This is a genomic window from Pseudoalteromonas sp. 31A1 (genome assembly GCF_011378815.1).
GTDB lineage: Bacteria > Pseudomonadota > Gammaproteobacteria > Enterobacterales > Alteromonadaceae > Pseudoalteromonas > Pseudoalteromonas arctica.
The window spans coordinates 175,348-201,530 of sequence record NZ_WTKY01000001.1 but is presented as its reverse complement, the minus strand read 5'-3'; the positions used below and the strand labels follow the sequence as shown (position 1 = coordinate 201,530).

Below are 26,183 nucleotides of genomic sequence, written 5' to 3'. Positions count from 1 at the left end.
TCACGAAAAAATTGAAGGAATAGCTAAACAAATTAATATCATCACAATAAACATGCTAAGTAGCATAACGATATCTTTGCCAGTTAAAATTGAGTTTGATACTGTCTCGGCATTTTGTACTTTTGTTACTTCGTTTACCTCTCTTGGAATTAAACGACTCGTAACATAAATAATCACAGCAGCGCTTACAAAACCGATAAAATTCCACCAAAACCAGAAAATATCAGGCGCAAATACCGACACCAACAAGTTAATTAATACACCACTAATTAAGCCAATATTGGCATGCAATGCAGCACTGCGTTTACTTAGTACAGCAACTAAAAATACTGCCAGTATTGGGCCATAAAATAACGAGCCGACTTTGTTAATAGCTTCAATAATGGTCGGCGCTATGTCACCGGCAAAAAGTGATAGTACTAAGGTAATTGCGCCCCATGCTAAACCTAAGTATTTAGCTAACTTTAAGTAAGATGGTTGGTCGAGCTCTTTGTTAGATATACGGCTGTAATCTTCAATACTTACCGCCGAAAGTGAATTAATTGCAGAGCTAAGTGACGACATCGCTGCCGACAAAATAGCGACAACCAATAAACCAATTAAGCCATGCGGTAGGTAATCTAAAATAAATATAGGCATCATCCAATCAGGGTTATCTGCTGGAATTTTTGCTAAAAATTCAGGGTTACTCATTGCCAGAGTGCCAACAATTAAACCCGACACGCAATATAAAATAGTAATAGGAAAGCGCACTACACCATTTGCTAAAATCATGTAGCGTAGGTTTTTAGGATCTTTTGCACTGAGCGCACGTTGCGCTTGCGTTTGGTCACACCCGTAGTAAGAGGCATAAAGTACCACACCACCAAAAATCATCGGTAAAAAGCCAAAGCCATCACCGCTAAAACCAAATGAATCAAACTTAATCGCTTCTAATCGGCTCGAATCAACATTACTAATAAACGAGTCAACGCCACCTAAGTGATAAAGCCCAAACCCTATACAAGCAATAGTCCCCAGAACAATGATGATCATTTGAATCGCATCACCATATACTACGGCTTTCATCCCACCTTGCAGTGAATATAAAACAGTTATAACACCCGTTAGTACAATAGCTTGCCATGCTTCTATTCCCATGGTGCCTTGTAGAATAAGTGATACCGCGTAAATCATAATACCGGTGGCAAACGCACGACTAAATTGAAACACCACACTAATAAGTACACGAGTTGAGCGGCCAAAGCGCATCTCTAAATAATCGTAAATACTAACAATGCCGCTTTTATAAAGCTTGGGTAAAATAGTTGCTAAAATTAAAATCATCGCCAGCGGAACACCCAGCTCATACGAGAGCCATTGCATACCACCACCTTCACGCAAACCAACAAATGCAGGAGCCGAAATAAAACTAATAGCCGAAAGCTGAGTGGCCATTACCGACAAAGCCAAAGGTTTCCAACCTAAGCTTTTACCCCCTAAAAAGTAATCATTTTTATTGGTTTGTTCGCGTAGCATAAATCCCATTACCAATAAGGCACCAAGATAAAGAGCAACTATTGAAAAATCTAATATATTCATAATTAATTCGCGTATTCACAATATGAAAACACTGCGCCTTTTCAAAAATAAAATACCAAATGGCTACCTGCCCTTATCTTTTTAATAAACGAGCCTAGTCAAAAAGATAAACCTGTAGCTAACTTAGCTGAAAAATGCATCACAATGCAAAAAACCTATTAACCCCAAAGTGAGTTAATAGGCATAAAGCATTTATTTAAAAGTCGTATTTAACTCTTAAAGTAACGCGTCGTGGGAGAATCGGGCGACCTACAAAGTATGGATTATCTGCCGTTTGGCTATTGCCTAAACGTGGCGAACCTTCAGTAACACCGTCAGAATCAAACAGGTTAAATACCCCAACGCTTAAGCGGACTGTTTGCTCTGGTGCAACTTGCCAGTTATAACCTGCATCAAATCTAAATAAATGGAATGAATCAAGTTCTACAGAGTTTGCATCGTTAGCAAAGTTTTTACCTGTAAAGTTATGATAAATAGAAGCATCCCAGTCATCTGTGGTATAGCTTATAGATGTATTGAATAGTATTTTTGGTTTACGACGTAACTCGTTACCAATAATAGAAGGGTCTGAATCAAATTCAGTAAATTCGTGATCGGTGTAGGTCATGTTGGCATCAACAGCCCACTCATCGGTAATATCGTAACGACCTGTAAGCTCAACACCGGTTGCTTTAGTTGACTGCATAACTGGTAGTTCTAATACGCCACCGTTACCATCGTTTACAAAGTCTACGCTGCGTCTATCTTTTAAGTCAGTTCTAAATAACGCAACACTGCCGCTAAAGTCGTTATCAAAAAACTTAACACCTAGTTCGCCCTGCTCTACAATTTCGGCTTCGTAGCTGGCAGGCTCGCCTAAGTCATTAAACTGAATACCTCTAATTTCTGGGAAGAAAAACCCGCGAGATGCATTGGCATATACATTTAAGTTATCTGTTAAGCGATATAACGCCGCACCCGATACAGCAAATTCAGACGTATCTACTTCACCGTAGGTCATTACACCACTACCGGTTGTGTTTACTTGTAAGTTAGATGCGAGTGATGGGTCATTATTTATTTGTACAACTTGGCTGCCTTCGCGGCTAATTTTGCCTTCAATTTCTTCGTAGCGAACACCAAAGTCAAAAATCCAATCGTCACTTTCCATTTGATCCGCTATATAAAGTGCACGGCGGGTAGCGCTAATGGTTTGGTTAGTATAAGAAATACCTGGCCCACTAATGCCATTTTGTGTGTATTGAATCTCGTCGCCATTAACATCGGTATACGTTAAGTCAATTAAGCGAGGGTTATTATTAAATTCACCTAAGTAAGTCGTAATAACGTTATCGTCGTCGGCTTCACTGTGAGAGAAAAATGTACCAACTGTAATATCATGGCTAAAATCACCTACATAAATACTTTTGATGATATTAAATTCTGCAGAAAAATCTTCAGCTGGGCGGTCGCGGTCTAAAATGCGGTTAGCAAATAGTAAGTCATCGCTTGCAAGTGCGATACCTGAATTAACATAAGAAAACTCAGCGCCGCTTGCATCACCTAAGCCACGGTTAGCTAAAAAGTCGTCTTGGCTTTCAGGTACATTAATAATACCGTCGCCATCTAAAAATAAATTAAATTCGTGTTGGTATTTAGCGTATTTACTGCGCATGTTGATAGCAAAATCGTTAGCGAGTTCTTTTTCAAACACCACTGAAACAGAGCCACCTTTAGTGACTACACCATCGCTGATTGGCGATTCATAACGACCATTTGCTGTATCGTACGTTAAGTTAGATACTTGCGCTGTTTGCAGTGATTCTACTTCACGACCATCGTTACCGATTAAGCGCTCACGGCTTTCGCCATCAAGTGGAATAGGTAAATAAAACTGAGCTTGGTCGTCAATGTACTGTCCGTAAACCGTAAATGAGCCAGAGCCATCATCAAATTCTCTACGAATATTACCACGTAACTGAGTACCTTTAGTCTCAAGGCCTGTATCTAACGGGCCCTCGTCGTAGCGGTAAAAACCAGAAAGCGCATAATATAAGCCGTCTTCATTAAGTGGGCCGCTCGTTGCAAAATCTAAGCGTGTACGCCCTTGGTCAGAAAGCTCCATTTGTACGGTACTTTGCGGATCGTCACTGCCCGTTTTAGAAATATAGTTAATAATGCCGGCCACAGAGCCTTGGCCAAATAAATTAGATACACCACCACGCACAAACTCTACGCGTTCAATACCCAGATCGTTACGGTAATACACATCAAACGCCGATGAGTTCAAACCAAAAACACTCAGTGTAGGTGAACCATCATACGACAGCGGCGTAAATTGAAACTGACCCGATGAAGGTAAGCCTCTTACTTGTAGGTTAGTAGCGACTTCACCACCACCGCCTTCTACTTTAATACCCGGAATATAGCGAAGCACATCTGCTTGGCTACTTGAAGAAAGCTTTACCAGCTCGTCTTCGCTAATAGATGTTACTGATTGTGGAGTGTCTGAAATAACACGCCCTTTACTGGTACCAGAGACGATAATACGCTCAACGTTGTTAGCTTTTTTTGCTGTATCTGGTGCAGTTTCTTCTGCTGCATAAGCGCCCTGTGCAAGGCATAAAGATACAATAGAGGCGATCGTAGTTTTATTCACGGGTATTCTCCATTTGTGCTAGTTGTCTGTGTGTATTTACTTAGAGTGTGGCTAAGTAAAGCCGAAATAATCAAGTGAACATGTTAGTTTTTTGTTACTTCGAACAGGATTTAAGCACAGAAAAAAAACATTTACAACCCATAATGAGTGCTTTAATATTGTCCAAATCGAAAATAACACACAAAGAGCACCCAATATGACTACTATAAACAGCGGTAAAATTGACTCAGCAACGGCTTCATCGCTTGCAGACCTTGCTACTAAAACACTTATAGCAAACGACTTAGGTGGCTATACAGTACCAACACATGGCCTATACCCGTTTCAGTGGAACTGGGACTCAGCCATTACAGCGCTAGGTTGGATGAAGTCTGACGAAAGCCGCGCATGGCAAGAAATTGATGTGTTATTTTCAGGCCAATGGGATGATGGCATGGTGCCGCACATCTTGTTTCATAAAGATTCAGATACTTATTTTCCAGGTCCTGACGTATGGGGATCAGATAAAAAAATCAAAAGTACCTCTATTTCTCAGCCGCCAGTAGTTGCTACTGTAATGAAGGAGATGCTTACCAGTGCGAAAGACAAAACACTTGCTGAACAAAAAGTTAAAGCATTATTTTCACAAGTAGTTGACTATCATTTATGGTGGTACAACGACCGAGATCCTGAAAGTACTGGTTTAGTAGTGACATATCACCCGTGGGAGTCGGGCATGGATAACAGCCCATCATGGGATGACGCTCTTCAAGCTGTGCCATGTGTGGATTGGAAATATACGCGCCGTGATACAAGCCATGTAGACTCTTCTCAACGTCCACATAAAAGTGAATACGACCGCTTTTTATACCTTGTAGACTTTTTTAAACGTAACAACTTTGACAGTAAAGTAATTTACGAAACCAGCCCGTACAAAATGAATGACCTAGGTATTATTGCTATTTTGCACCGTGCAACCAAAGATTTACTCAAAATGGGTGAACAACTTGGTTTAAACGATGCCCGCACTGATTACTTAGCACAGCGTTTACAAAAAACAGAGCAAGCCATAAACACTTTATGGTGTGAGCAAAGTCAGTATTTTTATTGTCGTGATGTATTAACTAACAGCTTAGCGAAAGTTAAAACATCAGCCGCGCTATTAACTGTATATGCAGGCTTAACAAGCGATGAGCAAACTAAAATAATTAATACAGCCACTGAAGATTTTATTGAGTCGAGCCAATTTAGTGTGGCTTCTACCCACCCTAAAGAAGAAAAATACGAGCCACAACGCTACTGGCGCGGCCCTATTTGGTTACACATTAACTGGATGATAGCCACAGGCCTTAAAGAAGCCGGCTGTGTAACAACGGCTGAAAAAATTCAAGATGATACGCGCAACCTCGTTGTTAAGTCAGGCTACTACGAATACTTTAACCCAGAAACAGGCGCAGGCTGTGGTGGTAAAGACTTCTCGTGGACAGCTGCAATAGCATTACATTGGCTACTTGACTAACAACTAAGGCAACATCATGAAACACACAATATGCTTTGGTGAAGTACTGGTTGATTTACTTTCAAATAAATTGAGCCAAAACAGCAACGAACACGAAGCGTTTACAAAGTTTGCAGGCGGTGCGCCTGCAAACGTAAGCGTAGCTATTGCAAAGCTAGGCGGTAATGCCTACTTTGCAGGAATGCTAAGCACTGATAGCTTTGGCGACTTTTTACATAACGCATTAAAAGAGCAAGGTGTAAAAACCGACTTTATGCGCTTTACTGATCATGCTAAAACGGCGCTTGCGTTTGTGTCACTTGATAACGACGGCGATCGTACGTTTGAGTTTTATCGTGATAACACCGCCGATCTGCACTTTAGTAATAATGACTTTAGTAGCGAATGGTTTGAGCAATGCGATATTTTTCATATTTGCTCAAACACGTTAACCGACGAAAACATCAGAAACACCACCGCTTACGGTGTTGAATTTGCAAAACAAAATAACTCAATTGTGAGCTTTGATATTAACTTGCGCCTTAATTTATGGCCAAGCGATGCTAACCCTCGCGAACATATTTTACCATTATTAAAAGACTGCTCAATTATTAAAGCCTCAAAAGAAGAGCTTGAATACCTTGCGGGTGAGCAATCGAGTGATGAATTTATTGCCCAAACACTGAGTAACGGCTGTGAGCTATTTGTAGTCACAGATGCAAGTAACCCAATGTATTGGTTTACTAAACACGGCAAACAAATGCTTATCCCTAAAAAAGTAACTATGGTTGATGCTACCGCCGCCGGCGATGCCTTTGTAGGTGGCCTATTATATCAGCTAGGCTTACAAGCACTTACACCTGTGAGCTTTAGTACGCTTTGTGAAAATAATTCAAAGCTAAATACTATTTTTGAATTTGCTTCGTTATGCGGTGCCCACGCCGCATCTTACAAAGGGGCATTTAACTCCTTACCTAACCAAAAGTCTCTACACGATTTTAGGAGCGAACTATGAAAAGTACACCTGATAACTTTAAAAGCCATGAGTTTTTAACGCAGCACATTAGCGACACCTTAGCGTTTTACGAGCCAAATATTGACGACGAACACGGTGGTTTTTACCAAAACTTTTCTGATAATGGCGAGGTGTTTGATAAACAAACGCGCCATTTAGTAAGCTCTACTCGTTTTGTATTTAACTATGCACGCGCGTATCAAACCTTTAATGACGAAAAATACCTTACCCGTGTTAAATCGGGTATTGAGTTTATTCGTAAGCATCATCTTGTTGAGCAAACTGGCGGCTACAACTGGTTATTAAAAGTTGAAAACGGCCAAGCTACCGTGCTTGATAACACTAACCATTGTTATGGTTTTGCGTTTGTTATTTTAGCGTACAGCTGGGCATACCGTGTGGGCGTTACAGAGGCGCGTGAATACCTCAACGATACATTTCAAACAATGGAAACACATTTTTGGGATGCAAAAGCAGGGTTATATAAAGATCAGCACAACAGCGACCTCACAAAGTGCGATTCATACCGTGGCCAAAACGCCAACATGCACACCTGCGAAGCACTTATTGCTGCTTATGAAGCAACAAAAGACGAGATATTTTTAAACCGTGCGCTTACCCTTGCCGACAACATGGTTAATCGCCAAGCTAATTTAATGGGCGGATTGATTTGGGAGCACTACGATATAAATTGGCAAGTCGATTTAGAGTACAACAAAGACGATCCTAAAAATTTATTTCGCCCGTGGGGCTTTCAGCCTGGTCATCAAACAGAGTGGTCAAAACTGCTTATGTTTTTAAATAAGCATAAGCCACAAAAATGGCTTATTGAACGCGCTCAAGCATTATTTGATAACTCAATAGATGTAGCATGGGATAAAAAGCACGGCGGTATTTGCTACGGCTTTGCACCTGATAAAACTATTTGCGATGACGATAAATACTTTTGGGTTCAAGCCGAAACTCTGTGTTGTGCTGCCTATCTTTATCAAGCAACAGGTGATGAAAAATACCAGCAATGGTACGACAAAATTTGGCAGTATTCATGGCAGCATTTAGTTGATCATAAATACGGTGCGTGGTTTAGAATTTTAACCGTAGATAACAAAAAAATGGATACCGAGAAAAGCCCTATTGGTAAAACTGATTACCACACTATGGGTGCCTGCTTTGATGTGTTGGCGTTATTAAAATAACGAAAAAATAGTTATATTTTGTTGTGTTGTGTAGACCTTTTAACCGCCATTTTGGCGGTTTTTTTTTAAGTGTTAGCGCTTTTTTAAAGATACAATTCCAAAAATCTCTAACTACTTATTTATTTACGATATAGATAACTTTAAAAACATTAACGATACCTATGGTCGTTTAGTAGGTGATAGCATTTTAAGTGAATTTACCAATATACTAAAAAATTAAATGCCGAAGAGTTCTTTAATTGCACAATGGGGAGCTGGAGAGTTTACTGTTATTTTATCAGGCACCTCAATAACCGATGCGATGACACAAGCTAATGAACTAAAGAGTATGTGGGCACAAATATCCCTCTTATCATCAGTACAAATCAACCCCAATAAAAACGAGTCATGCTCTGCTAAACATACTAGAGCAGACTGGTAGAGCACAATTCGAAGCCAAAAATAATGGCTGTCATTTAGTCTGTTGCAGCGATAATAAAGTTTGTAACCTCGGGGTGATCGCTTCACCCCTTAACTTTATTGTCTCTACACATAACGCCTTGTGCAGCGACAATATAGTTTGCCTGTAGCACTTTATGGTTTAATAGACTTAATACTCATCAGTTACTGTTAAACTATTATTAGTATAAATTATGATGCAAAACCATATAAGCCTTGAGCGTACTCCATCTAATAATATCGTTTACCTATTGTAGCTATAATGTAGATTTTCATGCTTTGAATAACCATATACATATCAGCGTGATCTGTTAATAACTTCTGCGAGCTTATCTATACGAGCTTGCTCACCCATTAAACCGGTGTAGAATATCGACAACCAATTATTGGGAGTATCATGTTCTTTATCTTTAGAGTTTCTGTACCGCTTAATAGCAATTGATAGCTCAGCACCTGTTACTATATGGGGAATCTCAGGAAGAACCAAATCAAGAATATAGTGTGGACGAAGACTTAAATCTGCCCAATATTTATCAAACCAGCCTTGTGTCGAATCATTAATAATGATTTCATTCAAGTGAAACTGCAAAATATCGATCTTAGGGTGGTTATCATCAATTATCTCTATAGATATTTTTGGAGCTTCAAATCCCCCTTCAAAGGAAGCTTGGTACAAGCGTTGGTCTAAAAAATCATCAAAATAAGGATGTATTGGTCTTGCTGGGGATACAGCTCCTTTGACTGATGTCCCCCGTAAAGAATTACAGTTGCAGGCAGGTACAAGATTTTTAGAATAGAACGAAAATTCTGGAAAATTACTTTTCGGTAGATAATGATCCAGTGTGCCGTTTCCAAATCCTCCACACATAGGACATAAAGTTGGTGATAAGTTATAACGTGAAGCTTTTATGAATTCTAAACTCTTTTTTGGAGCTTTATCATAGTGACAAATTAATGCATCTTTAAAGTCACGACAAATCCCAATTGGTACAACTCTCCAAGGATCACCCTTTTTATCAATATAATCTTCGTATTGACTGCGAAATCGAATATATTCACTTAGTAGTTTAGGATAGCTCCCTAAATTACTATTATTAGCTAATACCTGTAGCTCTTGAATATCATCGACTTCAGGTGGTTTAATCGTCTTCACAAACTATTTCCATTTTCAATTTTCTGCGGAGAAACATAACAACATCGGCCGATAGCTCACTTTCTAACTCACTCAATAAAAGTTGTCTTTCCTTTTGAGCTTTTGGAAACTGTTCTAATATATCCTCAACGAGTCCATTCGTGATTTCATCTTCAAAAACAAAATATGAAATAGCCCCCACATCAGCGCCAAAAGTCTTAAGCCTTGGGTTTTGTATATCTACCTGACCATTAGACCCTTCTTTGAATACAAGTACCTGATTTCTAGGTACCTCGCGAACAAAATAAGCTGAATGTGTCGCAATAACAGCTATAGAACCAGTTAATTTCAATAAGCGGTCTAGTATCCTAATAAATTGGGATATAAAATTTGGATGCAAGTGTGTTTCAGGTTCATCAAGTAAAACAAGGGTTCCATTTTCTACAAATAAACAAGCTTGAACAATAAATTTAATAAATGCTAGCTGGCCACTGCTCAGTGGAAAAATGTCGCCATCAATATGCACCATAGGATCGGAATTACTTATAACCGCAGCTTGAATCTCTAATTTTGCTTGCTCTCCTCCATTGTTTAGCCTTAAAAGTGGAACGTAGCACTTACTCTTAATTCTCAGAACATGATTAGATGAAACAGAGCTATCTCTACTTAAAGGCACTACAACATTTTTAATATCAGGAAAAGTTCGAATACTTTCCTTAAATAACATCCATCTATCATTATCGCCAATAAACTCTTCAGAACGGGCAAGCTGAACGCAAAGATCTCCAAAGCCTTTAAAAGCCCTAGTTCTTGAATTTCTATTAAGTACAAGACGTTTATATTGAATCCGCTTACTTAACCTTTCTGGCGGAAACGTATTAATAGTTTCCCCTGGTGTAGCAATAGCCAAAAGTCGACTAATCATAGGACGCCCTAATTCTCGATCGTTAAATCGTTCATCTCCTTTAATCAAAGAATTAGCTATTGTATTAAGGGCCTGACTTTTGCCCAATCCATTACGACCTATAAGCACTGATATTCTTTTTGGAAGAATACTTTCTGTATCGAAATTCATATCAAATTGGTGATGTTCAGAAAAACTGGCAAGCTTATAAGATATAGAGAAGCGGTTAGAAATATTAGAAAACCTCTCATGTTCCAATCCTAGAAGTACTGAATCTGCATTATGAAATGCAAAAAAACGCTCAGAAGATCTCATAAAAGCCAAACCAAATACTTTGGTTTTTGTGGCACTCTCCACAAACTTTGATCGTTGAACTATACGCCGAGAGGCAACTAAATCATTTAAGGCTAGTAGGAGTTGATTGGATTTTTTAACCCCGTACTGATTAACAAACCTTCTATAATCTTTCATCTCTCCCTGTAGGGTGAAAAAATTAGGCATCTCATACTCATTGAAGTGACTTCCTAAACCAAAAGATATAAATCCATCAGCTTGGACCTTGTCATTTGAATCTAAAAAGCCCAAAAAAACATTTCCTCTAATCTTTTCACTATGCAGTTCTTCAACAATTAGGTACTCATACATACACTTATACGTGAAGTCATTCCAACTATCATCACTAGGTGTAAAAACTATTGCAGGCAAAGTTATGGAGGATAAATTTATACTTCCCTTGCTAAAATATATGTGAAAGTCCACATCCTTCCCCTCACTACCATCATATTTCATTAAAAACCACTCCAAAAAATAATATATCAGCAAGGTGTTGATATACCTTTATAGCCCCTTCAGGATTATAAAGGCATTGGTAAAACTGGACTTGCTATATTTCATTAGGCATCCAGCGAGTTACATAATAACTTCCAAAGAAGGTGCTTTATGAGTAAAGGTAAGCTATGCATCTAATAATTTAAATCTTGTCTAACATTCATTTCATAAGAAAGAAATTAGAATTATCTATATGTACGAATTGCGGTGATAACTAAAAGTATGCACCTATAATTAAACCTATAGACTCTACCCAAGAAGTAAACTCCATCCATGTCTTACTATTTTTGCCAAACTTTTCAGTAAATATATAAACAGCAATAAAAGTTACTAGCCAAGCTATTACCCTTGCTGACCATAATCCTAAAAGTAAGAAGCGAGATTGTGCTTTGAAGGTTTTCTCAGAGTTTTTTAAGCAGCTTTTTAAATCACTAGGGTAACTAGCCTTTTCCACTTTATAAGTACTAAAGGTTAAATCAGCGCCTATATTAATACTTTTCCTCAATAAAAGTTGATTTTTAACAAGCCCGCTGACTATGAGACTGAACAATAAGGTACCAAATACAAGCACTAAATTCTCAAGTATAGATTCAAGCTTAAGCATCGAAATAAGGGCAACTAAAGATATTGGAATGCCAAAAAGCTTTCCCGTTATATCATTCATTACTTTTGACAAGGAACTTGCAAGCTCTATCTCAGCCTTAGCTAATTCTGTCCGAACCTTATTAAAAGAGAAGCCACTGATATATATATCAAAACTAGCTTTGTACTCAGTTAATAGTTCACTCCAATGCTTTAATAAATAGCTAAATTCATTATCGCTTGGAGGACATTGTGAAATGACATTTGCAAGAGCAAAGCGAAATATTCCAAGCTTTTCAGATGAATGTGCATAGTTTTCGTCTTGAGCTTCAACTAATTCATTGAGAGTTGACAACTCAATAGCGCCAATAGATAGATCTATTTCTTGGAATAAAGTTTTCAGTACATATGGTTTATGAGTATCTTTTTCCGTGAGTATAAACACCAATCTAAAGACATCTTCTTTTGTTTTCTCATCATGGTAATGAGCTATTTTTGAAAGTAATGAAATTAAGTTAACAACATTTGTTAAGGTTGCTAGGCGCGTATTTTCTCCGTCTTCAGTTGATAAAATGTTGTCCTGAGCAATGTAGAATTGATCTAAGTTTTCTCCTCGGAATACAGATTTATGATTATCAAGTAGATCAGCATAAGAATTAAAAAATAAGACAGAAGCATTTGTAGCGATTTTCCATTTTAGTTTAATGGTATCTCCTTCCGAAATTTCAGAAGGGGAAGATATATCAACACTATTATTCTTTAATAGTTCATCGAACTCACCATATGATGTTGATAGTTCATCGCAATTGCTCATTGCACACTTCAACTCTGGGGTAACTTCTATTTCGGCAGTAAATGTTCCATTTTCAACTCGCGGACAGCCGATCAAACGGTACAAATACACTACTTTCTCTAAAGCAGTAATTTGTGCGCTCACTGTTCGTCTCTTAACCTGTCTGTGATGGTATTTATAGCTTCATTACTTAAACGATTAAATGTTAGCTTTCGATTTTCCCTATCAAAATGAATTTCTGCGTCACTTGTCACTCCGAGAGCGCTTTTTTCTAATTGGGCTTGCCAGTTATCAGACTTTACCTTAATTCTTGCTTTTTTATTAACGGTAGACTCATGCACTACAAAAGCAGAGGGGACTTGATATTCATCACTATTCAAAAGTGCAATTAATTCATTATCAAGAACTGCCTTGTCCTCTTCATCATAGCTCGAAGGATAACACGGTCTAACTGAGCCAACGACGTCACCGATTGTTGCCTGTCTATTTTCACTGATACATTCTCTAAGATAAGTAATGACATCTTTTTTTGCTTCTGATTTACTCTCTCTTAATTCATTTTTAGATTGGAAAAAACTAGTAATACCGCTAATACAACCGTTTGTAGCGGTAGAAGCAGCTATCCCCTTACTACAGCCCAAAGCCTTAATAAAATAGCCTGATGCACTTTGGTTAGACTTCGGACTAACAAAACTCAAGTAGCTCAGCTCTTGCTGCTCTTCTTCCTCTGCATTTTGATATTGAGTATATTTAGAGAAGTTAACCTTTGCAGCTTGGTGTAGCTTATTAAGGTCAAGCTCTATAATTCCTATGGGGACTAGATTTTCATCTAGTTGTAGACCTTCCTTTTGTTTTATCATTGCAACTATTAAAAATTGCTGCCCTCCGGTTTCATACAATGAAAACAATAGATAACCACCGGAAGCAAAGTTTACATCCCTAGACTTTATTTCAAGGGATCTCATTGCATTTTTAGTAAGGCTTAAGAAGCTTTCATCAGTATGATTTTCGTTAAGAAAGGTCTCAAAATGCCTTGGAAAGGCTCCTACCTCGTCAGCGCTGCCAAACGTACCAAATACTGCATTATTATCTCTAGTACCATAAAGCTTAATAACATCTTTTACTAAAGTATCTACTGTATCTAAAGAGCAATCTAATACATCATCAACTATTACAGATGGCATTAACCGCTCTCGAGGCTCTTTAACAAGTTGATGGATCACAGCAAAAGTAAGATTTACAGACAAAATTACATCCTTTTAATTTATTATTATACTGCATTAATAACATTTACCCTTTTAAAAGCACAAGCAATTATTTTGCAAAAAAAATATATTAGTCGCAAATTTACTTAAGTTAAGATTGAATAACTACTTCTCTAATTGCCACTAAATCAGATTGAAAATATTTGACTATTAATACTAAAAAGAAGCAATAGTAACCCTATGCTTAACTATGTACTACGCACCACAATCATCTTATGTATGCCCAAGGCAAAAAGCTTTTCAACTGGCTGTTTTCAACTTCATATTTAGTCCACCCAACTCTTCTTAGATAGCCTAACTCGAATAGTTTTTTTAGCCAAAAACCAACCATTTTTCGACGAGATTCATAAGCTTCATGATCTATTGAGAAACCCAACAGAGATTCCAGCCAAGGATCACTCGCGATATCGTTTACATCAATTATATAACCTTTATTGCCATGAATTTTATAAACCCACACAACGGTACGCCATACATCCCAAGACGAGTTCCAGCAATAGACGTACTTTGAAAGTTGTTCAGGTTGCCTAAGACCTAGTTTTTTACACAGGATTTGCATTTTTACAGTTTCGTTCGCATTTTTAAAATATTGAACAAAAGCAGATCGTTTTTGTGTTCGATTAACTATTTCTTGTTCTTTTTTAATTAATTCAGTATTAGCTATTTTCTCAAGCTTTTCTCGCCAAGGTAATCCTGACTACATAAAACTATTAGATCTAAATAGAATAATACCTAAGCATACTGCCCACAAGCAAATCCACAGCTCCAAGCATACTGAAAATTGTAGCCCCCTAACCAACCTGTTACATCGGTTACTTCGCCGATAAAGTATAGGCCTTTGGCTTTTTTGGCTTCAAAGGTTTTTGAGCTCAACTCGTCGGTATCTACACCGCCCAATGTTACCTCAGCTGTTCTATAGCCCTCTGTGCCATTGGGTTTAATTTGCCAAGCATGAATATAATTTACCAACTCATCTATTTGAGCATGTGTAAGCTGATTAATATTACAATCTGGTATCGCTTTGCTTTCGTGCAGTATTTCTATAAAGCGTTTAGGTAAAATAGTTGCAAGGCTATTTTTTAACGACTTTTGGGCTTGTGTTTCACGCCAATCAGCAAGTTGTTGCCTTAAATCTATTTCAGGTAATAGGTTTATAGTAACAGCCTGCCCTGCTCGCCAAAATGAGCTTATTTGTAATATTGCAGGGCCCGATAACCCTCGGTGAGTAAAGAGGATATTTTCTTTAAATACGGAGCCATCTTCGCTTGAAACTTCACAAGGGATACTAATTCCCGAAAGTCCTTCAAAACGGTCTTTATCGTGCTGGTGCAAAGTAAATGGAACAAGTGCAGCCATGGTTGGCAATACATTTAACCCAAACTGCTGTGCAACCTTATAGCCAATTGGTGTTGCACCCAGTTTAGGCATAGTTAAGCCACCCGATGCAATAACTAACGACTCACAGGTTAATGTTTCTTGCTCTGTGGTAACACTATAGCCAGTTTCGGTTTTTGATACGCTGATCACTTCATTGCGTAGCTTTATATTTACCCCGGCCCACTCACATTCGGTCAGTAAAATATCAACAATGTCTTGTGCATTGTTATCGCAAAAAAGCTGGCCTAGTGTTTTATGGTGATACGCCAAGCCATGCCTGTCCACCAGCTCAATAAAGTCATGCTGTGTATAGCGACTTAAGCATGATTTAACAAAATGAGAGTTTGTGCATAAGTAGTTATCCGGGGTTGCATTTTCATTTGTAAAATTGCAACGCCCACCACCACTTATTAAAATTTTACGACCTGGTTTTTTCCCCATATCAAGTACTGTAACGCTTCGGCCACGGTATCCAGCTTGCGCTGCACACATTAATCCTGCTGCTCCCGCACCTATTACAATTACATCTACTTGGGTCATTTATTTATCTCATTAAAAAATTTGCTCGATTATAGCAAAGTTTAATAGCTAACAACGCAGCATTTTAATTATTAGTAATAACACAACAAAAACGCATCAGTAATAAGTAGGGAATAATTACCCCCACAATAAAACAACCCTTTATGCTTATTTTTAATTTATATGACAAATACTAAACAACGAGTAAACCGCTAAAAACCTGGGTTATAACTAAATGAAAGAGGTACATAATAAATTGATATTTTAACCTAGTTAACAGATCGTTTACTTTTGTTCCCGCATCGTGATCTTATATCACGAAATAATAAATAAAAATCTAGGGATAATTATGACAACTAGTAAAACTTTTAAAAGATGCGCAATTGCAATTACAGTTAGTACGCTTTTTGCAGCAACATCTGGCATGGCTCAATCAGTTTCAAGTTCAATGGCTGAAACATCGGCTAAACTACAAAGCCAAGGCAGTTTCGAAACTCAGTTCATTATTAAATATAAAAATAATAACGAAATGGCGAGCTTTTCAACTGCTGACGCAAACCCGTCTAGCATGAAAAAGCGCGCACAGAGCTTTGTTAAAAACTTCGCTTCTAAAAAAGGCAAAGTAAAAGCAAAATATATTCGTGCAATGGCACTTAATAACCACCACGTAATGCGTGCTGATAAAAAATTAAGTGCGGCAGAGGCCCAAGAGTTTATGCAAGAAATGGTTGATTCAGGCAATGTTGAATACATTGAAGTGGATCAAATGTTAAAGCCGTTTTCAACTCCTAACGATCCACGCTTTGATGACCAATGGCACTACTACGAGCAAGCCGGTGGTTTAAACTTACCTACTGCATGGGATACCGCAACGGGTAGCGGTGTAGTTGTAGCTGTACTAGATACGGGTTACCGCCCACATGCCGATTTAAATGCTAACATTTTACCGGGTTACGATATGATCTCTAACCTATCGGTAGCTAACGATGGCGGTGGTCGCGATAGCGATGCACGTGATCCTGGTGATGCAGTTGCTGCGAATGAATGTGGCACTAACGGTGCACAAAACTCTAGCTGGCACGGCACGCACGTAGCCGGCACAGTTGCTGCGGTAACCAATAACGGTGAAGGTGTTGCAGGCGTAGCTTATAACGCAAAAGTAGTGCCTGTTCGTGTACTTGGTAAGTGTGGTGGTTTAACCTCTGATATTGCAGATGGTATTATTTGGGCATCTGGCGGAAGTGTTTCAGGCATTCCTGCTAACTCAAACCCTGCAGATGTAATAAATATGAGTTTAGGTGGCAGCGGTTCATGTAGCTCTACAACTCAAAATGCAATTAACACCGCGCGTAGTAACGGCACTGTGGTAGTTATTGCTGCAGGTAACGATAACGATAACTCCGCAAACTACAACCCAGGTAACTGTAATGGTGTAGTAAACGTAGCATCAGTAGGTCGTAATGGCGGTCGAGCTTATTACTCAAACTACGGTAGCAATATTGATGTTGCAGCACCGGGTGGCGCGCAAAGTTTTGCAAACGACTCCGAGGGTGTTCTATCAACTTATAACTCAGGTTCGTCTACACCTTCAAGCGACAGCTACGGTTATTCGCAAGGTACATCAATGGCTGCGCCTCACGTAGCAGGTGTTGCGGCACTTATTAAGCAAGCAAAACCAGATGCAACGCCTGACGAAATAGAAAGTATTTTAAAATCAACAACCCGTTCGTTCCCTGCTACATGTACTAGCTGTGGTACGGGTATTGTTGATGCAGCCGCAGCTGTTGCAGCTGCAAGTGGCGGCACTACTCCGCCTACAGGCGGTGATAGCGAGCTTATTAATGGTGAAGCTAAAACAGGTTTAAGTGGGGCTGCAAATGCACAAGCGTTTTACACTATGACCGTACCAAGCGGTGCAACTAACGTAACATTCACTATGAGTGGTGGTACTGGTGATGCTGATTTATACGTACGTGCGGGCAGTAAACCTACAACTACTACCTATGACTGTCGCCCTTATAAAGGCGGTAATAGCGAAGAGTGTTCTATTGATAACCCTACTGCGGGAACTTACCACGTAATGCTTAACGGCTACTCTGCGTATTCAGCTGTGAGCTTGGTAGGTAATATTACTGGTGGTTCATCGTCTGGTGGCGGTACAGGCACTCCACAAGCAGGCGGCGGCACTATAAGCGATGTGACAGCCAATACTGGTCAGTGGAAACATTACACGTTAGATGTACCTGCAGGAATGAGTACGTTTACAGTAACAACGTCGGGTGGAAGTGGCGATGCAGACTTATTTGTAAAATATGGCAGCCAACCAACAACCACTACGTACGATTGTCGCCCTTATAAAAATGGCAACGCAGAAACATGTACATTTACCAATCCACAAGCAGGTACTTGGCACTTAAGCGTTAACGCCTATAGCACTTTCTCTGGTTTAACACTTAGCGGACAATACCAACCGTAATTTAAAATTTGAGCCGTAAATAAAAAACCGATGTTGTTTCCAACATCGGTTTTTAAATAGTAAGTAGCTGATTAATTAAAGCTAAAACCTACATTTTATTACTGTTATAGCTTCTCTAGTACTGATTCTGCACGGCTTACAACAAACTCTTTGTCTTGCTCTACAAATAAACCAGTTACTACTGCATTTTCAACAATCATAGCGTAACGCGTTGAACGTAAACCACCAAAACTAGCGGTATCTTTATCAAGCCCTAACGATTTAGTGAAACTTCCATCGCCATCAGCAAGCATTGTAATTTCTTGCGCGTTTTGCGAGTCGCCCCATGCTTTCATAACAAATGCGTCATTAACAGATACACAGTAAATAGCATCAACACCTTTTGCTTTAATTTTATCAGCAAGAGTAATAAATTCAGGTAGATGTGCATTTGAACACGTTGGTGTAAATGCACCTGGCACTGCAAATAACACGACTTTTTTACCTTCAAACAACTCTTTGTTTGTAAGAGATTGCATACCGTCGTCAGTTAATTGCGTTAACGTAACCGATGGTAATTCTTGGCCTTGCTCAATCATGGTGGTTCCTTTAAAAGATCAATACAGAATAAGTAACAATCATACTACGTAACCTATTACAGTGTAGGTAAAGTGTAACTAACTTAGTAACCCAGAGTAGTCTAGCAAAGGTTTATAGACCGCGTTCACTACATTTTATGAAAACTATTTTAGCTTCTATAGTTTTCATAAAATTTATTGCTCTGTAGTTAAGGTAAATTCAAATCGTTTATAAAGCGAGAAAAGTCATTACCTAACTTTTTATCCCGCATGCTGTACTCGACAATTGCTTTTAAATAGCCTAACTTATCTCCGCAATCGTGAGAGCGACCACTCATATGGAATGCTTCAACAGTTTCTTGTGCCATTAATGCGTCAATAGAATCTGTAAGTTGTATTTCACCGCCAGCACCTACAGACGTTTTTGCAAGTAGAGGCCAAATATTCTTACTCAGTACATATCGCCCTACAACAGCAAGATTTGAAGGTGCTAAATCTGCATCAGGTTTTTCAACCATTGCTTTAATTGCAGCACTTTTACCTGGCATTAACTCAACACCGTTTATATCAGCAATACCATATTTACTAATGTCTTCTTTAGCTACTGGCTCAAGCATTATTTGACTTGCTTGAGTTTCTTTAAAGCGTTTAATCATGGCCGCTAAGTTTTCAGTTTTTTGGTCCGCTGTATAAGCATCAAGTATCACATCTGGCAGGAGCACTACAAAGTTATCGTCACCAACTATTGGCTTAGCACACAAAATAGCATGCCCTAGCCCTTTAGCTTCACCTTGGCGTACACTCATAATGGTGACATCAGGCGGACAAATAGAGCGAATCTCATCTAATAAAGCACGTTTAACACGTTTTTCAAGAGTAGCTTCTAGCTCGTAACTTGTATCAAAATGGTTTTCGATTGCATTTTTAGAGCTGTGTGTAACTAATACAATATCTTTAATACCGGCAGATACACATTCGCTGACAATATATTGAATTAGAGGTTTATCAACTATAGGGAGCATTTCTTTTGGAATAGCTTTTGTCATAGGGAGCATTCTCGTCCCTAAGCCTGCTACTGGAATTACAGCTTTCATATCTATCCTTAGTGATTAAGTTTGTAAATAAACTAGCAGATACAAAATAGATACCAGCTGAATAAAGTTACCTCTTTTGAAGGAGTAAATTTGAAGCTGCTTTTAAAGTGAAGACTCTACACTTTGGGAATATAAAATAGATAGGTAAATAGTGAACTTATTAATGATTTTGTTGGGGGGGGGGTGAGATTACATTAGCTAAATAAAAAAGCCTGAGATTGTTATTAATAACAACTTCAGACTAATCAATATTTAACAATACCTTACTGAAGGTAGAGTTATAAAACCTTTTTATAATTAAAGACCAGCGCGATCTTTAATCACTGCAATAAGTGGTGAGCTAGCAAAGTTGCCTTCAGCCCAAGCAATATCAGCACCATCTGTTAACGCACTTTTTGATAAGTTTTTAACTATATACTCACCAGTATCCACTGCATTACTAGCAACAGCATGACGTAATAAGTTATTACCATTACATTGTACTGCATCATAAATATTACGAATTTTTACACGAGAGCTTTTAAGCTTGCTGCGTAATCGGTTTTTATCGTCTGCCGCAATATATTCACAAATAGATACTGCTAATTGATCTTCAGCATTTGCAGGTGCTGTATACGAAAAAGAACTTACAGCGACAACAGCAGTAAGTGCAACTAGCTTTGGTAATTTAAACATGACAAACCCTTTATAATACTTTGTTCTTATATAGACTATCGAATATTATATCAATCTATCAAAAATTACGCAATAATGTTAATGTTCTTTATACAAAGTTACGAATTTATAACTAGATTTGTTTTTTTCATCAGGAAGGTTTTGTTGCTCTTCTTTCACGTTCCAATTAGCAACTTTATTGTAATCAGGAAACTGTGTATCGCCTTTAATATCTAAATCAATAAAGGTTAAATACAAGCGTTCTGCTTTTGGTAAAAATTGCTCATAAATATTACCGCCACCAATAATCATTACTTCTTCAACAGCACAAACTAGTTCTAGTGCGGCCTCTGGTGTGGTTACCACTTCAATACCCTGTGCAGTATATTCGCTGTTTCGAGTAATAATAATATTACGACGCCCGGGTAAAGGACGGCCTATTGACTCAAAAGTTTTACGACCCATGATCACAGGTTTACCCGTAGTTATTTTTTTAAAATGCTGAAGATCCGCAGGTAAATGCCATGGCATTTTATTATCTAGGCCAATTACACGGTTATTTGCCATTGCTGCAATCATTGAAATTATCATAATAAACACCTAGTACTTTATTCTTAAACAAAGAAAAAGGAGCATAAGCTCCTTTTTAATAAATTCTATTTAATTAACGCTCGTAGACAACTTCTACGTCGTAATCATCTTCATCCCAGTCGTCCCAATCATCATCATTGCCTTTACCTTTAGTGGCTTTTTCATGATAGGTATCCCACTTAAATTCAACTTCTTCATCTTCAACTTGTACAAACTTCTCTTTAGGCATGCTATCAAGTAGTGTCATTATGTTGTGGATTAAAGGTTGAGTATTAAGTTTATTAATTGCTGAAATGTGATAAATATTTTCAGTTTCGCCCAGCTCTTCTGCAATCGCTTCGCATAGCGCTTTTGCTTCATCTTCTGGTAATAAATCTATTTTATTAAACACTAACCAGCGTGGCTTTTCAGCTAATTTAGGGCTGTATTGGTGTAGCTCGTTAATAATCGAGAATGCATTATCAACAGGGTTTGAACCATCTACCGGCATTACATCAATAATGTGCAATAACACACGACAACGCTCTAAATGCTTCAAGAAGCGAATACCTAGGCCTGCACCATCAGATGCACCTTCAATTAGACCCGGAATATCGGCTATAACAAATGATTTATTTGCTTCAGGACGTACCACACCTAAATTAGGAATAAGCGTCGTGAATGGGTAATCAGCTACTTTTGGTCTTGCTGCAGATACACTGCGGATAAACGTAGATTTACCTGCATTTGGTAATCCTAGCAAGCCCACATCAGCTAATAATAGTAACTCTAACTTTAAGTTACGTACTTCACCGGGTGTGCCCAATGTTTTTTGACGAGGTGCTCGGTTAGTACTTGATTTAAAACGTGCATTCCCCAAGCCGTGGAAACCACCTTTTGCAACCAAAATTCGTTGACCATCTTGAGTTAAGTCGCCAAGTCCCTCTTGGGTATCAACATCCATGATGCGCGTGCCTACAGGCACCATAACAAATAAGTCATCGGCTTTTCGGCCTGTACAGTTACGGCTACGACCGTTAGTACCACGTTCAGCTCTATGAAAGCGCTCAAACTGATAATCAATTAGGGTATTTAAGTTTTCATCAGCTTGTAGATAAACACTACCACCGTCTCCACCGTCACCGCCGTCTGGTCCACCATCTGGAACATATTTTTCACGACGGAAAGACACGATGCCGCTGCCACCGTCTCCAGCTTCTGCGCGAATTTCTACTTCATCTACAAACTTCATGATTACTCACTTTAGGGATTGGCTTGTTTAATAACTCTATTATATACCCAAGCCAACACAAATGCAGGCTTGGGTATATATTTTGACTGACTACAAAACAAAAAACCCCGCAAAGGCGGGGTTTTTAACTACCTTACTGATTACTCAGTTACGATAGTTACGTATTTACGGTTTAAAGGACCTTTTTGTTCAAACTGAACTTTACCATCTGCTTTTGCGAAGATAGTGTGGTCTTTACCGATACCTACGTTAGTACCAGGGTGGAAACGAGTTCCACGCTGACGAACAATGATGCTACCCGCTAGAACTGATTCGCCACCAAAACGCTTAACACCTAGGCGTTTGCTTTCTGAATCGCGACCGTTACGAGTACTACCAGCTGCTTTTTTATGTGCCATTTCTAAGTACCTCTAATTAAGCGCTAATGCTAGTGATTTTAACTTCAGTGAACCATTGACGATGGCCCATTTGCTTACGAGAATGCTTACGGCGTCTAAATTTAACAACCTTAATCTTCTCACCGCGACCATGTGAAACAACCTCAGCTGTTATCTTGCCACCGTTTACGAACGGTACACCGATCTCGATTTTCTCACCATCAGCAACTAAAAGTACTGAATCAAATTCTACTGCCGCACCAGTTTCAACGTCTAATTTTTCAAGACGAATCGTTTGACCTTCAGTCACACGATGCTGTTTACCACCACTTTGGAAAACCGCGTACATAATTAACTCCGTCTGTGCACCCTCAAATCGGCGCAACTAAAATATTCTTCGATAGGGCGCGAAGTTTACGCTAACGCGAAATAACTAGCAAGCCTATTTTGTAATTAAAATGAATAAAAAGTAGCTGCTTTGAGAGCAATTCAATATTTACCCCATTTTATATTAATTAGCCCTTTTGCCAAGCGCTTTTTAACTCTTAGTCGAAATAAATTAATGTACTCAAATATGACCCTCACAGCTTAATATCTAAGCACACCACAAACTGTATATTGATTATCAATTAATCAGTTATCTTGGCTAATTCAGTCTAAATTAAGTACTTTAATAGTGTTTTTTCAATCAATCGTCACAAAATATCGAGCTAGTGCATTTTTTGTTGTACAATCTGCGCCGTTCACACATAAAAATTGGCTCGGAGATCAATGGATATAAAAGCTATCCAGGCGTTAATCGAAAGCGATATGAATGACGTCAATCAACTTATACATGCGCAAATGCGCTCAGATGTGGCGTTAGTTAATCAGCTTGGTTTATATATAGTTAGCAGTGGCGGCAAACGCGTTCGTCCAATGCTCGCGATTTTAGCAGCCAAAGCGCTCGGTTATCAGGGTAAAGATCACATAACACTTGCAACAATTGTTGAGTTTATTCATACAGCAACGCTATTGCATGATGATGTTGTAGATGAATCAAACTTACGACGTGGCACACCTACAGCAAATGCTGAATTTGGTAATGCTGCTAGCGTATTGGTTGGTGACTTTATTTACACTCGTTCATTTCAGCTTATGGTTGGCCTTGGAAAAATGCAGGTTATGCAAGTACTTGCCGATGCAACAAACATTATTGCTGAAGGTGAAGTATTGCAGTTAATGAACTGCAACGACCCAGATACGACCGAAGCCAGTTATATGCAGGTTATTTACTCTAAAACAGCTAAGTTGTTTGAAGCAGCGACAGGCCTTGCTGCCATTATTACTGAGCAAGACCAAACTACTCTCGATGCACTAAACCTATATGGTATGCATTTAGGTACTGCGTTTCAGCTAGTAGATGATGTACTCGATTACAATGCAGATGCTGAGCAGTTGGGTAAAAACATTGGTGATGATTTAGCTGAAGGCAAACCAACGCTTCCACTTATTTATGCTATGCAACATGGTAGTGAGCAGCAAACGCAGCTTATTCGTGATGCGATAGAGCACAGTAATGGTATGGAGCATTTAGAAGACATTCTATCGGCACTAAAGCAAACTAATGCGCTTGAATTTACAATGCAAAAAGCAGAGCTTGAAGCTGACAAAGCTATTGCGTGTTTAGACTTTTTAGCTGAGTCTGACTATAAGCAAGCACTCATAAGCCTTGCTCGTATTGCGGTTGACCGCGACCACTAGTTTTAACTAGTTACACAGTGTGAAATTAATTCTGAGCAATAAAAAAGCCTGCAAATGCAGGCTTTTTTATTATTCTACTTTGGCTATTACGCCATGAAATCAACACCTTCTTTGATGTCTTTTTTCAGTGTTTCAAGCATGTCATTTTTTGCTTTTGTTTCAAATGCGCTTAGTTCGCCGTAAGAAAGAATTTCTTCTACGCCGTTTTTACCTAAACGTACTGGATGTGCAAAGTACTCTGCATCGCCATTTTCAACAGCAACGTAAGCGTAATCTACAACTTCTTCACCCTGTAGGCCTTTAACTAAAGACATACAAAAACGAGCTGCAGCAGCACCCATAGATAGCGTAGCTGAACCACCGCCTGCTTTAGCATTTACAACTTCAGTACCCGCATTTTGGATACGTGGAGTAAGTGCAGCAACTTCTTCATCTGTGAAAGAAACACCTTCAACTTGAGAAAGTAGAGGCAGAATAGTTGTGCCTGAGTGACCACCAATTACTGGTACTTTAACAGTTGCTACGTCTACGCCTTTAAGTTCAGCAACAAATGCTTCTGAACGAATAACGTCAAGCGTAGTAATACCGAATACGCGTTTAGCGTCGTAAGTACCTGCTTTTTTGAATACTTCAGCAACGATTGGAACTGTGCCATTTACTGGGTTAGTAATAATACCTACTAACGCTTTAGGACAGCTAGCAACAATGCCTTCTGCTAAAGTTTTGATGATACCAGCATTTACATTAAATAAATCAGCACGATCCATACCTGGTTTACGTGGCATACCCGCTGGGATAAGAACGATGTCAGAGCCTTCAAGCGCTTTGTTTAATTCGTCTGCGCCAAAGCCTGCTACTTTAACATCTGTTGGGATGTGAGAAAGGTCAACCGCAACACCTGGTACTACTGGTGCAACATCATAAAGTGATAATTCAGAGCCAGCTGGTAAGCCTGTTTTTAATAATAAAGACAACGCTTGGCCGATACCGCCTGCAGCACCTAATACAGCAACTTTCATTGGAATTCTCCGTAATTTGAGGTAGGAAACATTTGTGGCTCTTAAGATAATGAAATTAGCGACTAAAAACAAATTTATCCTGTCTATTTCAAGTATATTTTCGACCATAGTCGTAAACTTTTGTGATTTAACGCATCAAACTGGCAAGTTAACTAAACAACTGCTGCATAATTATTCATTTTTGTGTAGAATTTGCGGCATAAATAACAAAAACGAATAAAGACTATGCAACCACAAGATAAACAAGAAGCACTGGTAAAAGCATTTAAATCACTATTAAAAGAAGAAAATTTTGGCTCTCAAGGCGAAATAGTTGATGCATTAAAAGATCAAGGCTTTGACAATATAAGCCAAAGTAAAGTATCGCGCATGCTAAGTAAATTTGGTGCTGTACGCACACGTAACGCCAAACAAGAAATGGTTTACTGCTTACCAGCTGAAATGGGTGTACCTACGGCTAAAAGCCCATTACGCCAATTAGTAATCGACATTATGCACAACGAAATGATGATCATTATTCGTACCAGTCCAGGCGCCGCTCAGCTTATCGCGCGTTTATTAGATTCATTAGGTAAAGCAGATGGCGTACTAGGAACAATTGCAGGCGACGATACTATTTTTATCGCTCCTGCTAAAATATCTGAAATAGATGTAACACTTGAACGTGTTCGCATTTTATTTGATACGGTTTAATAG

Annotated in this window: 24 protein-coding genes; 8 read left to right on the top strand and 16 right to left on the bottom strand. The window is 38.8% G+C overall.

The window, feature by feature from the left end; translation table 11 throughout:
• Together GQR52_RS00955 and GQR52_RS20660 are read right to left on the bottom strand one after the other, a co-directional pair.
• A complete protein-coding gene (locus tag GQR52_RS00955; protein ID WP_165727166.1) occupies nucleotides 1–1,581 on the bottom strand; it encodes a sodium:solute symporter in 1,581 nt (526 codons plus the stop codon).
• A 196-nt stretch (nucleotides 1,582–1,777) separates the two neighbouring features.
• A complete protein-coding gene (locus tag GQR52_RS20660) occupies nucleotides 1,778–4,219 on the bottom strand; it encodes a TonB-dependent receptor (RefSeq protein WP_165727165.1) in 2,442 nt (813 codons plus the stop codon).
• A gap of 196 nt (nucleotides 4,220–4,415) precedes the next feature.
• Between GQR52_RS20660 and GQR52_RS00945 the strand changes: the two genes are divergently transcribed.
• From GQR52_RS00945 to GQR52_RS20460, 5 genes are all read left to right on the top strand, one after another.
• Nucleotides 4,416–5,717: a trehalase family glycosidase gene (locus GQR52_RS00945; RefSeq protein ID WP_165727164.1), complete on the top strand. Its 1,302-nt coding sequence runs from the start codon at nucleotides 4,416–4,418 to the stop codon at nucleotides 5,715–5,717.
• A gap of 16 nt (nucleotides 5,718–5,733) precedes the next feature.
• Complete coding sequence (locus GQR52_RS00940) at nucleotides 5,734–6,711, top strand: carbohydrate kinase (protein WP_165727163.1); 978 nt, start codon at nucleotides 5,734–5,736, stop codon at nucleotides 6,709–6,711.
• Complete coding sequence (locus tag GQR52_RS00935; protein WP_165727162.1) at nucleotides 6,708–7,907, top strand: AGE family epimerase/isomerase; 1,200 nt, start codon at nucleotides 6,708–6,710, stop codon at nucleotides 7,905–7,907. Before GQR52_RS00940 ends, GQR52_RS00935 begins: the two co-directional genes overlap by 4 nt.
• A gap of 94 nt (nucleotides 7,908–8,001) precedes the next feature.
• Nucleotides 8,002–8,127 carry a diguanylate cyclase gene (locus tag GQR52_RS20620; protein ID WP_081824531.1) on the top strand — a complete coding sequence of 42 codons (126 nt, stop codon included), beginning with the start codon at nucleotides 8,002–8,004 and terminating at the stop codon, nucleotides 8,125–8,127.
• Nucleotides 8,128–8,328 (top strand): hypothetical protein, encoded by a 201-nt coding sequence (locus GQR52_RS20460; RefSeq protein ID WP_240914440.1) that lies wholly within the window; start codon nucleotides 8,128–8,130, stop codon nucleotides 8,326–8,328.
• A gap of 315 nt (nucleotides 8,329–8,643) precedes the next feature.
• On the opposite strand, the gene GQR52_RS00920 is transcribed toward GQR52_RS20460, so the two are convergent.
• The 6 genes from GQR52_RS00920 to GQR52_RS00895 all read right to left on the bottom strand — a co-directional run bounded on the left by GQR52_RS00920 (nucleotide 8,644) and on the right by GQR52_RS00895 (nucleotide 15,766).
• On the bottom strand, nucleotides 8,644–9,498 hold the full coding sequence (locus tag GQR52_RS00920; protein WP_165727161.1) for a hypothetical protein: 855 nt from the start codon (nucleotides 9,496–9,498) through the stop codon (nucleotides 8,644–8,646).
• Nucleotides 9,485–11,170 carry an AAA family ATPase gene (locus GQR52_RS00915; RefSeq protein ID WP_165727160.1) on the bottom strand — a complete coding sequence of 562 codons (1,686 nt, stop codon included), beginning with the start codon at nucleotides 11,168–11,170 and terminating at the stop codon, nucleotides 9,485–9,487. The genes GQR52_RS00920 and GQR52_RS00915 overlap by 14 nt, the downstream gene beginning before the upstream one ends.
• A gap of 253 nt (nucleotides 11,171–11,423) precedes the next feature.
• Complete coding sequence (locus GQR52_RS00910) at nucleotides 11,424–12,728, bottom strand: hypothetical protein (RefSeq protein ID WP_165727159.1); 1,305 nt, start codon at nucleotides 12,726–12,728, stop codon at nucleotides 11,424–11,426.
• Nucleotides 12,725–13,831: a nucleoid-associated protein gene (locus GQR52_RS00905; protein WP_165727158.1), complete on the bottom strand. Its 1,107-nt coding sequence runs from the start codon at nucleotides 13,829–13,831 to the stop codon at nucleotides 12,725–12,727. The genes GQR52_RS00910 and GQR52_RS00905 overlap by 4 nt, the downstream gene beginning before the upstream one ends.
• 226 nt (nucleotides 13,832–14,057) lie before the next feature.
• Nucleotides 14,058–14,309, bottom strand: coding sequence for a hypothetical protein (locus tag GQR52_RS00900; protein ID WP_165727157.1), 252 nt, complete (start codon nucleotides 14,307–14,309; stop codon nucleotides 14,058–14,060).
• A 272-nt stretch (nucleotides 14,310–14,581) separates the two neighbouring features.
• Entirely contained in the window at nucleotides 14,582–15,766 is a 1,185-nt protein-coding gene (locus GQR52_RS00895; RefSeq protein ID WP_165727156.1) for an NAD(P)/FAD-dependent oxidoreductase, read from the bottom strand.
• A 328-nt stretch (nucleotides 15,767–16,094) separates the two neighbouring features.
• On the opposite strand from GQR52_RS00895, the gene GQR52_RS00890 reads away from it, so the two are divergent.
• Complete coding sequence (locus GQR52_RS00890; protein ID WP_165727155.1) at nucleotides 16,095–18,221, top strand: S8 family peptidase; 2,127 nt, start codon at nucleotides 16,095–16,097, stop codon at nucleotides 18,219–18,221.
• Nucleotides 18,222–18,325: 104 nt separating this feature from the next.
• Here GQR52_RS00890 and GQR52_RS00885 read toward each other — a convergent pair whose 3' ends face one another.
• From GQR52_RS00885 to rplU, 7 genes are all read right to left on the bottom strand, one after another.
• Nucleotides 18,326–18,799, bottom strand: a complete 474-nt coding sequence (locus GQR52_RS00885) for a peroxiredoxin (protein WP_007586078.1) — start codon at nucleotides 18,797–18,799, stop codon at nucleotides 18,326–18,328.
• Between the two features lie 188 nt (nucleotides 18,800–18,987).
• Nucleotides 18,988–19,872, bottom strand: a complete 885-nt coding sequence (gene galU / locus GQR52_RS00880; protein ID WP_165727154.1) for a UTP--glucose-1-phosphate uridylyltransferase GalU — start codon at nucleotides 19,870–19,872, stop codon at nucleotides 18,988–18,990.
• Nucleotides 19,873–20,169: 297 nt separating this feature from the next.
• On the bottom strand, nucleotides 20,170–20,547 hold the full coding sequence (locus tag GQR52_RS00875) for a DUF3718 domain-containing protein (RefSeq protein WP_007586082.1): 378 nt from the start codon (nucleotides 20,545–20,547) through the stop codon (nucleotides 20,170–20,172).
• A 78-nt stretch (nucleotides 20,548–20,625) separates the two neighbouring features.
• Complete coding sequence (folA, locus tag GQR52_RS00870) at nucleotides 20,626–21,117, bottom strand: type 3 dihydrofolate reductase (protein WP_165727153.1); 492 nt, start codon at nucleotides 21,115–21,117, stop codon at nucleotides 20,626–20,628.
• 73 nt (nucleotides 21,118–21,190) lie between these two features.
• The gene (cgtA, locus tag GQR52_RS00865) at nucleotides 21,191–22,348 is read right to left on the bottom strand and encodes an Obg family GTPase CgtA (protein ID WP_007586086.1); all 1,158 of its coding nucleotides are present in this window, start codon (nucleotides 22,346–22,348) and stop codon (nucleotides 21,191–21,193) included.
• A 140-nt stretch (nucleotides 22,349–22,488) separates the two neighbouring features.
• On the bottom strand, nucleotides 22,489–22,746 hold the full coding sequence (gene rpmA, locus GQR52_RS00860) for a 50S ribosomal protein L27 (RefSeq protein WP_002957747.1): 258 nt from the start codon (nucleotides 22,744–22,746) through the stop codon (nucleotides 22,489–22,491).
• A 16-nt stretch (nucleotides 22,747–22,762) separates the two neighbouring features.
• On the bottom strand, nucleotides 22,763–23,074 hold the full coding sequence (gene rplU, locus GQR52_RS00855; RefSeq protein ID WP_002957748.1) for a 50S ribosomal protein L21: 312 nt from the start codon (nucleotides 23,072–23,074) through the stop codon (nucleotides 22,763–22,765).
• 422 nt (nucleotides 23,075–23,496) lie between these two features.
• Between rplU and ispB the strand changes: the two genes are divergently transcribed.
• Complete coding sequence (gene ispB / locus GQR52_RS00850; protein WP_007586099.1) at nucleotides 23,497–24,468, top strand: octaprenyl diphosphate synthase; 972 nt, start codon at nucleotides 23,497–23,499, stop codon at nucleotides 24,466–24,468.
• An 86-nt stretch (nucleotides 24,469–24,554) separates the two neighbouring features.
• Here the strand turns inward: ispB and mdh are convergent, their stop codons facing one another.
• Nucleotides 24,555–25,487 (bottom strand): malate dehydrogenase, encoded by a 933-nt coding sequence (gene mdh, locus GQR52_RS00845; protein WP_007586102.1) that lies wholly within the window; start codon nucleotides 25,485–25,487, stop codon nucleotides 24,555–24,557.
• 225 nt (nucleotides 25,488–25,712) lie between these two features.
• Between mdh and argR the strand changes: the two genes are divergently transcribed.
• Nucleotides 25,713–26,180 carry a transcriptional regulator ArgR gene (argR, locus tag GQR52_RS00840; RefSeq protein WP_002957753.1) on the top strand — a complete coding sequence of 156 codons (468 nt, stop codon included), beginning with the start codon at nucleotides 25,713–25,715 and terminating at the stop codon, nucleotides 26,178–26,180.
• Nucleotides 26,181–26,183 lie beyond the last annotated feature (3 nt).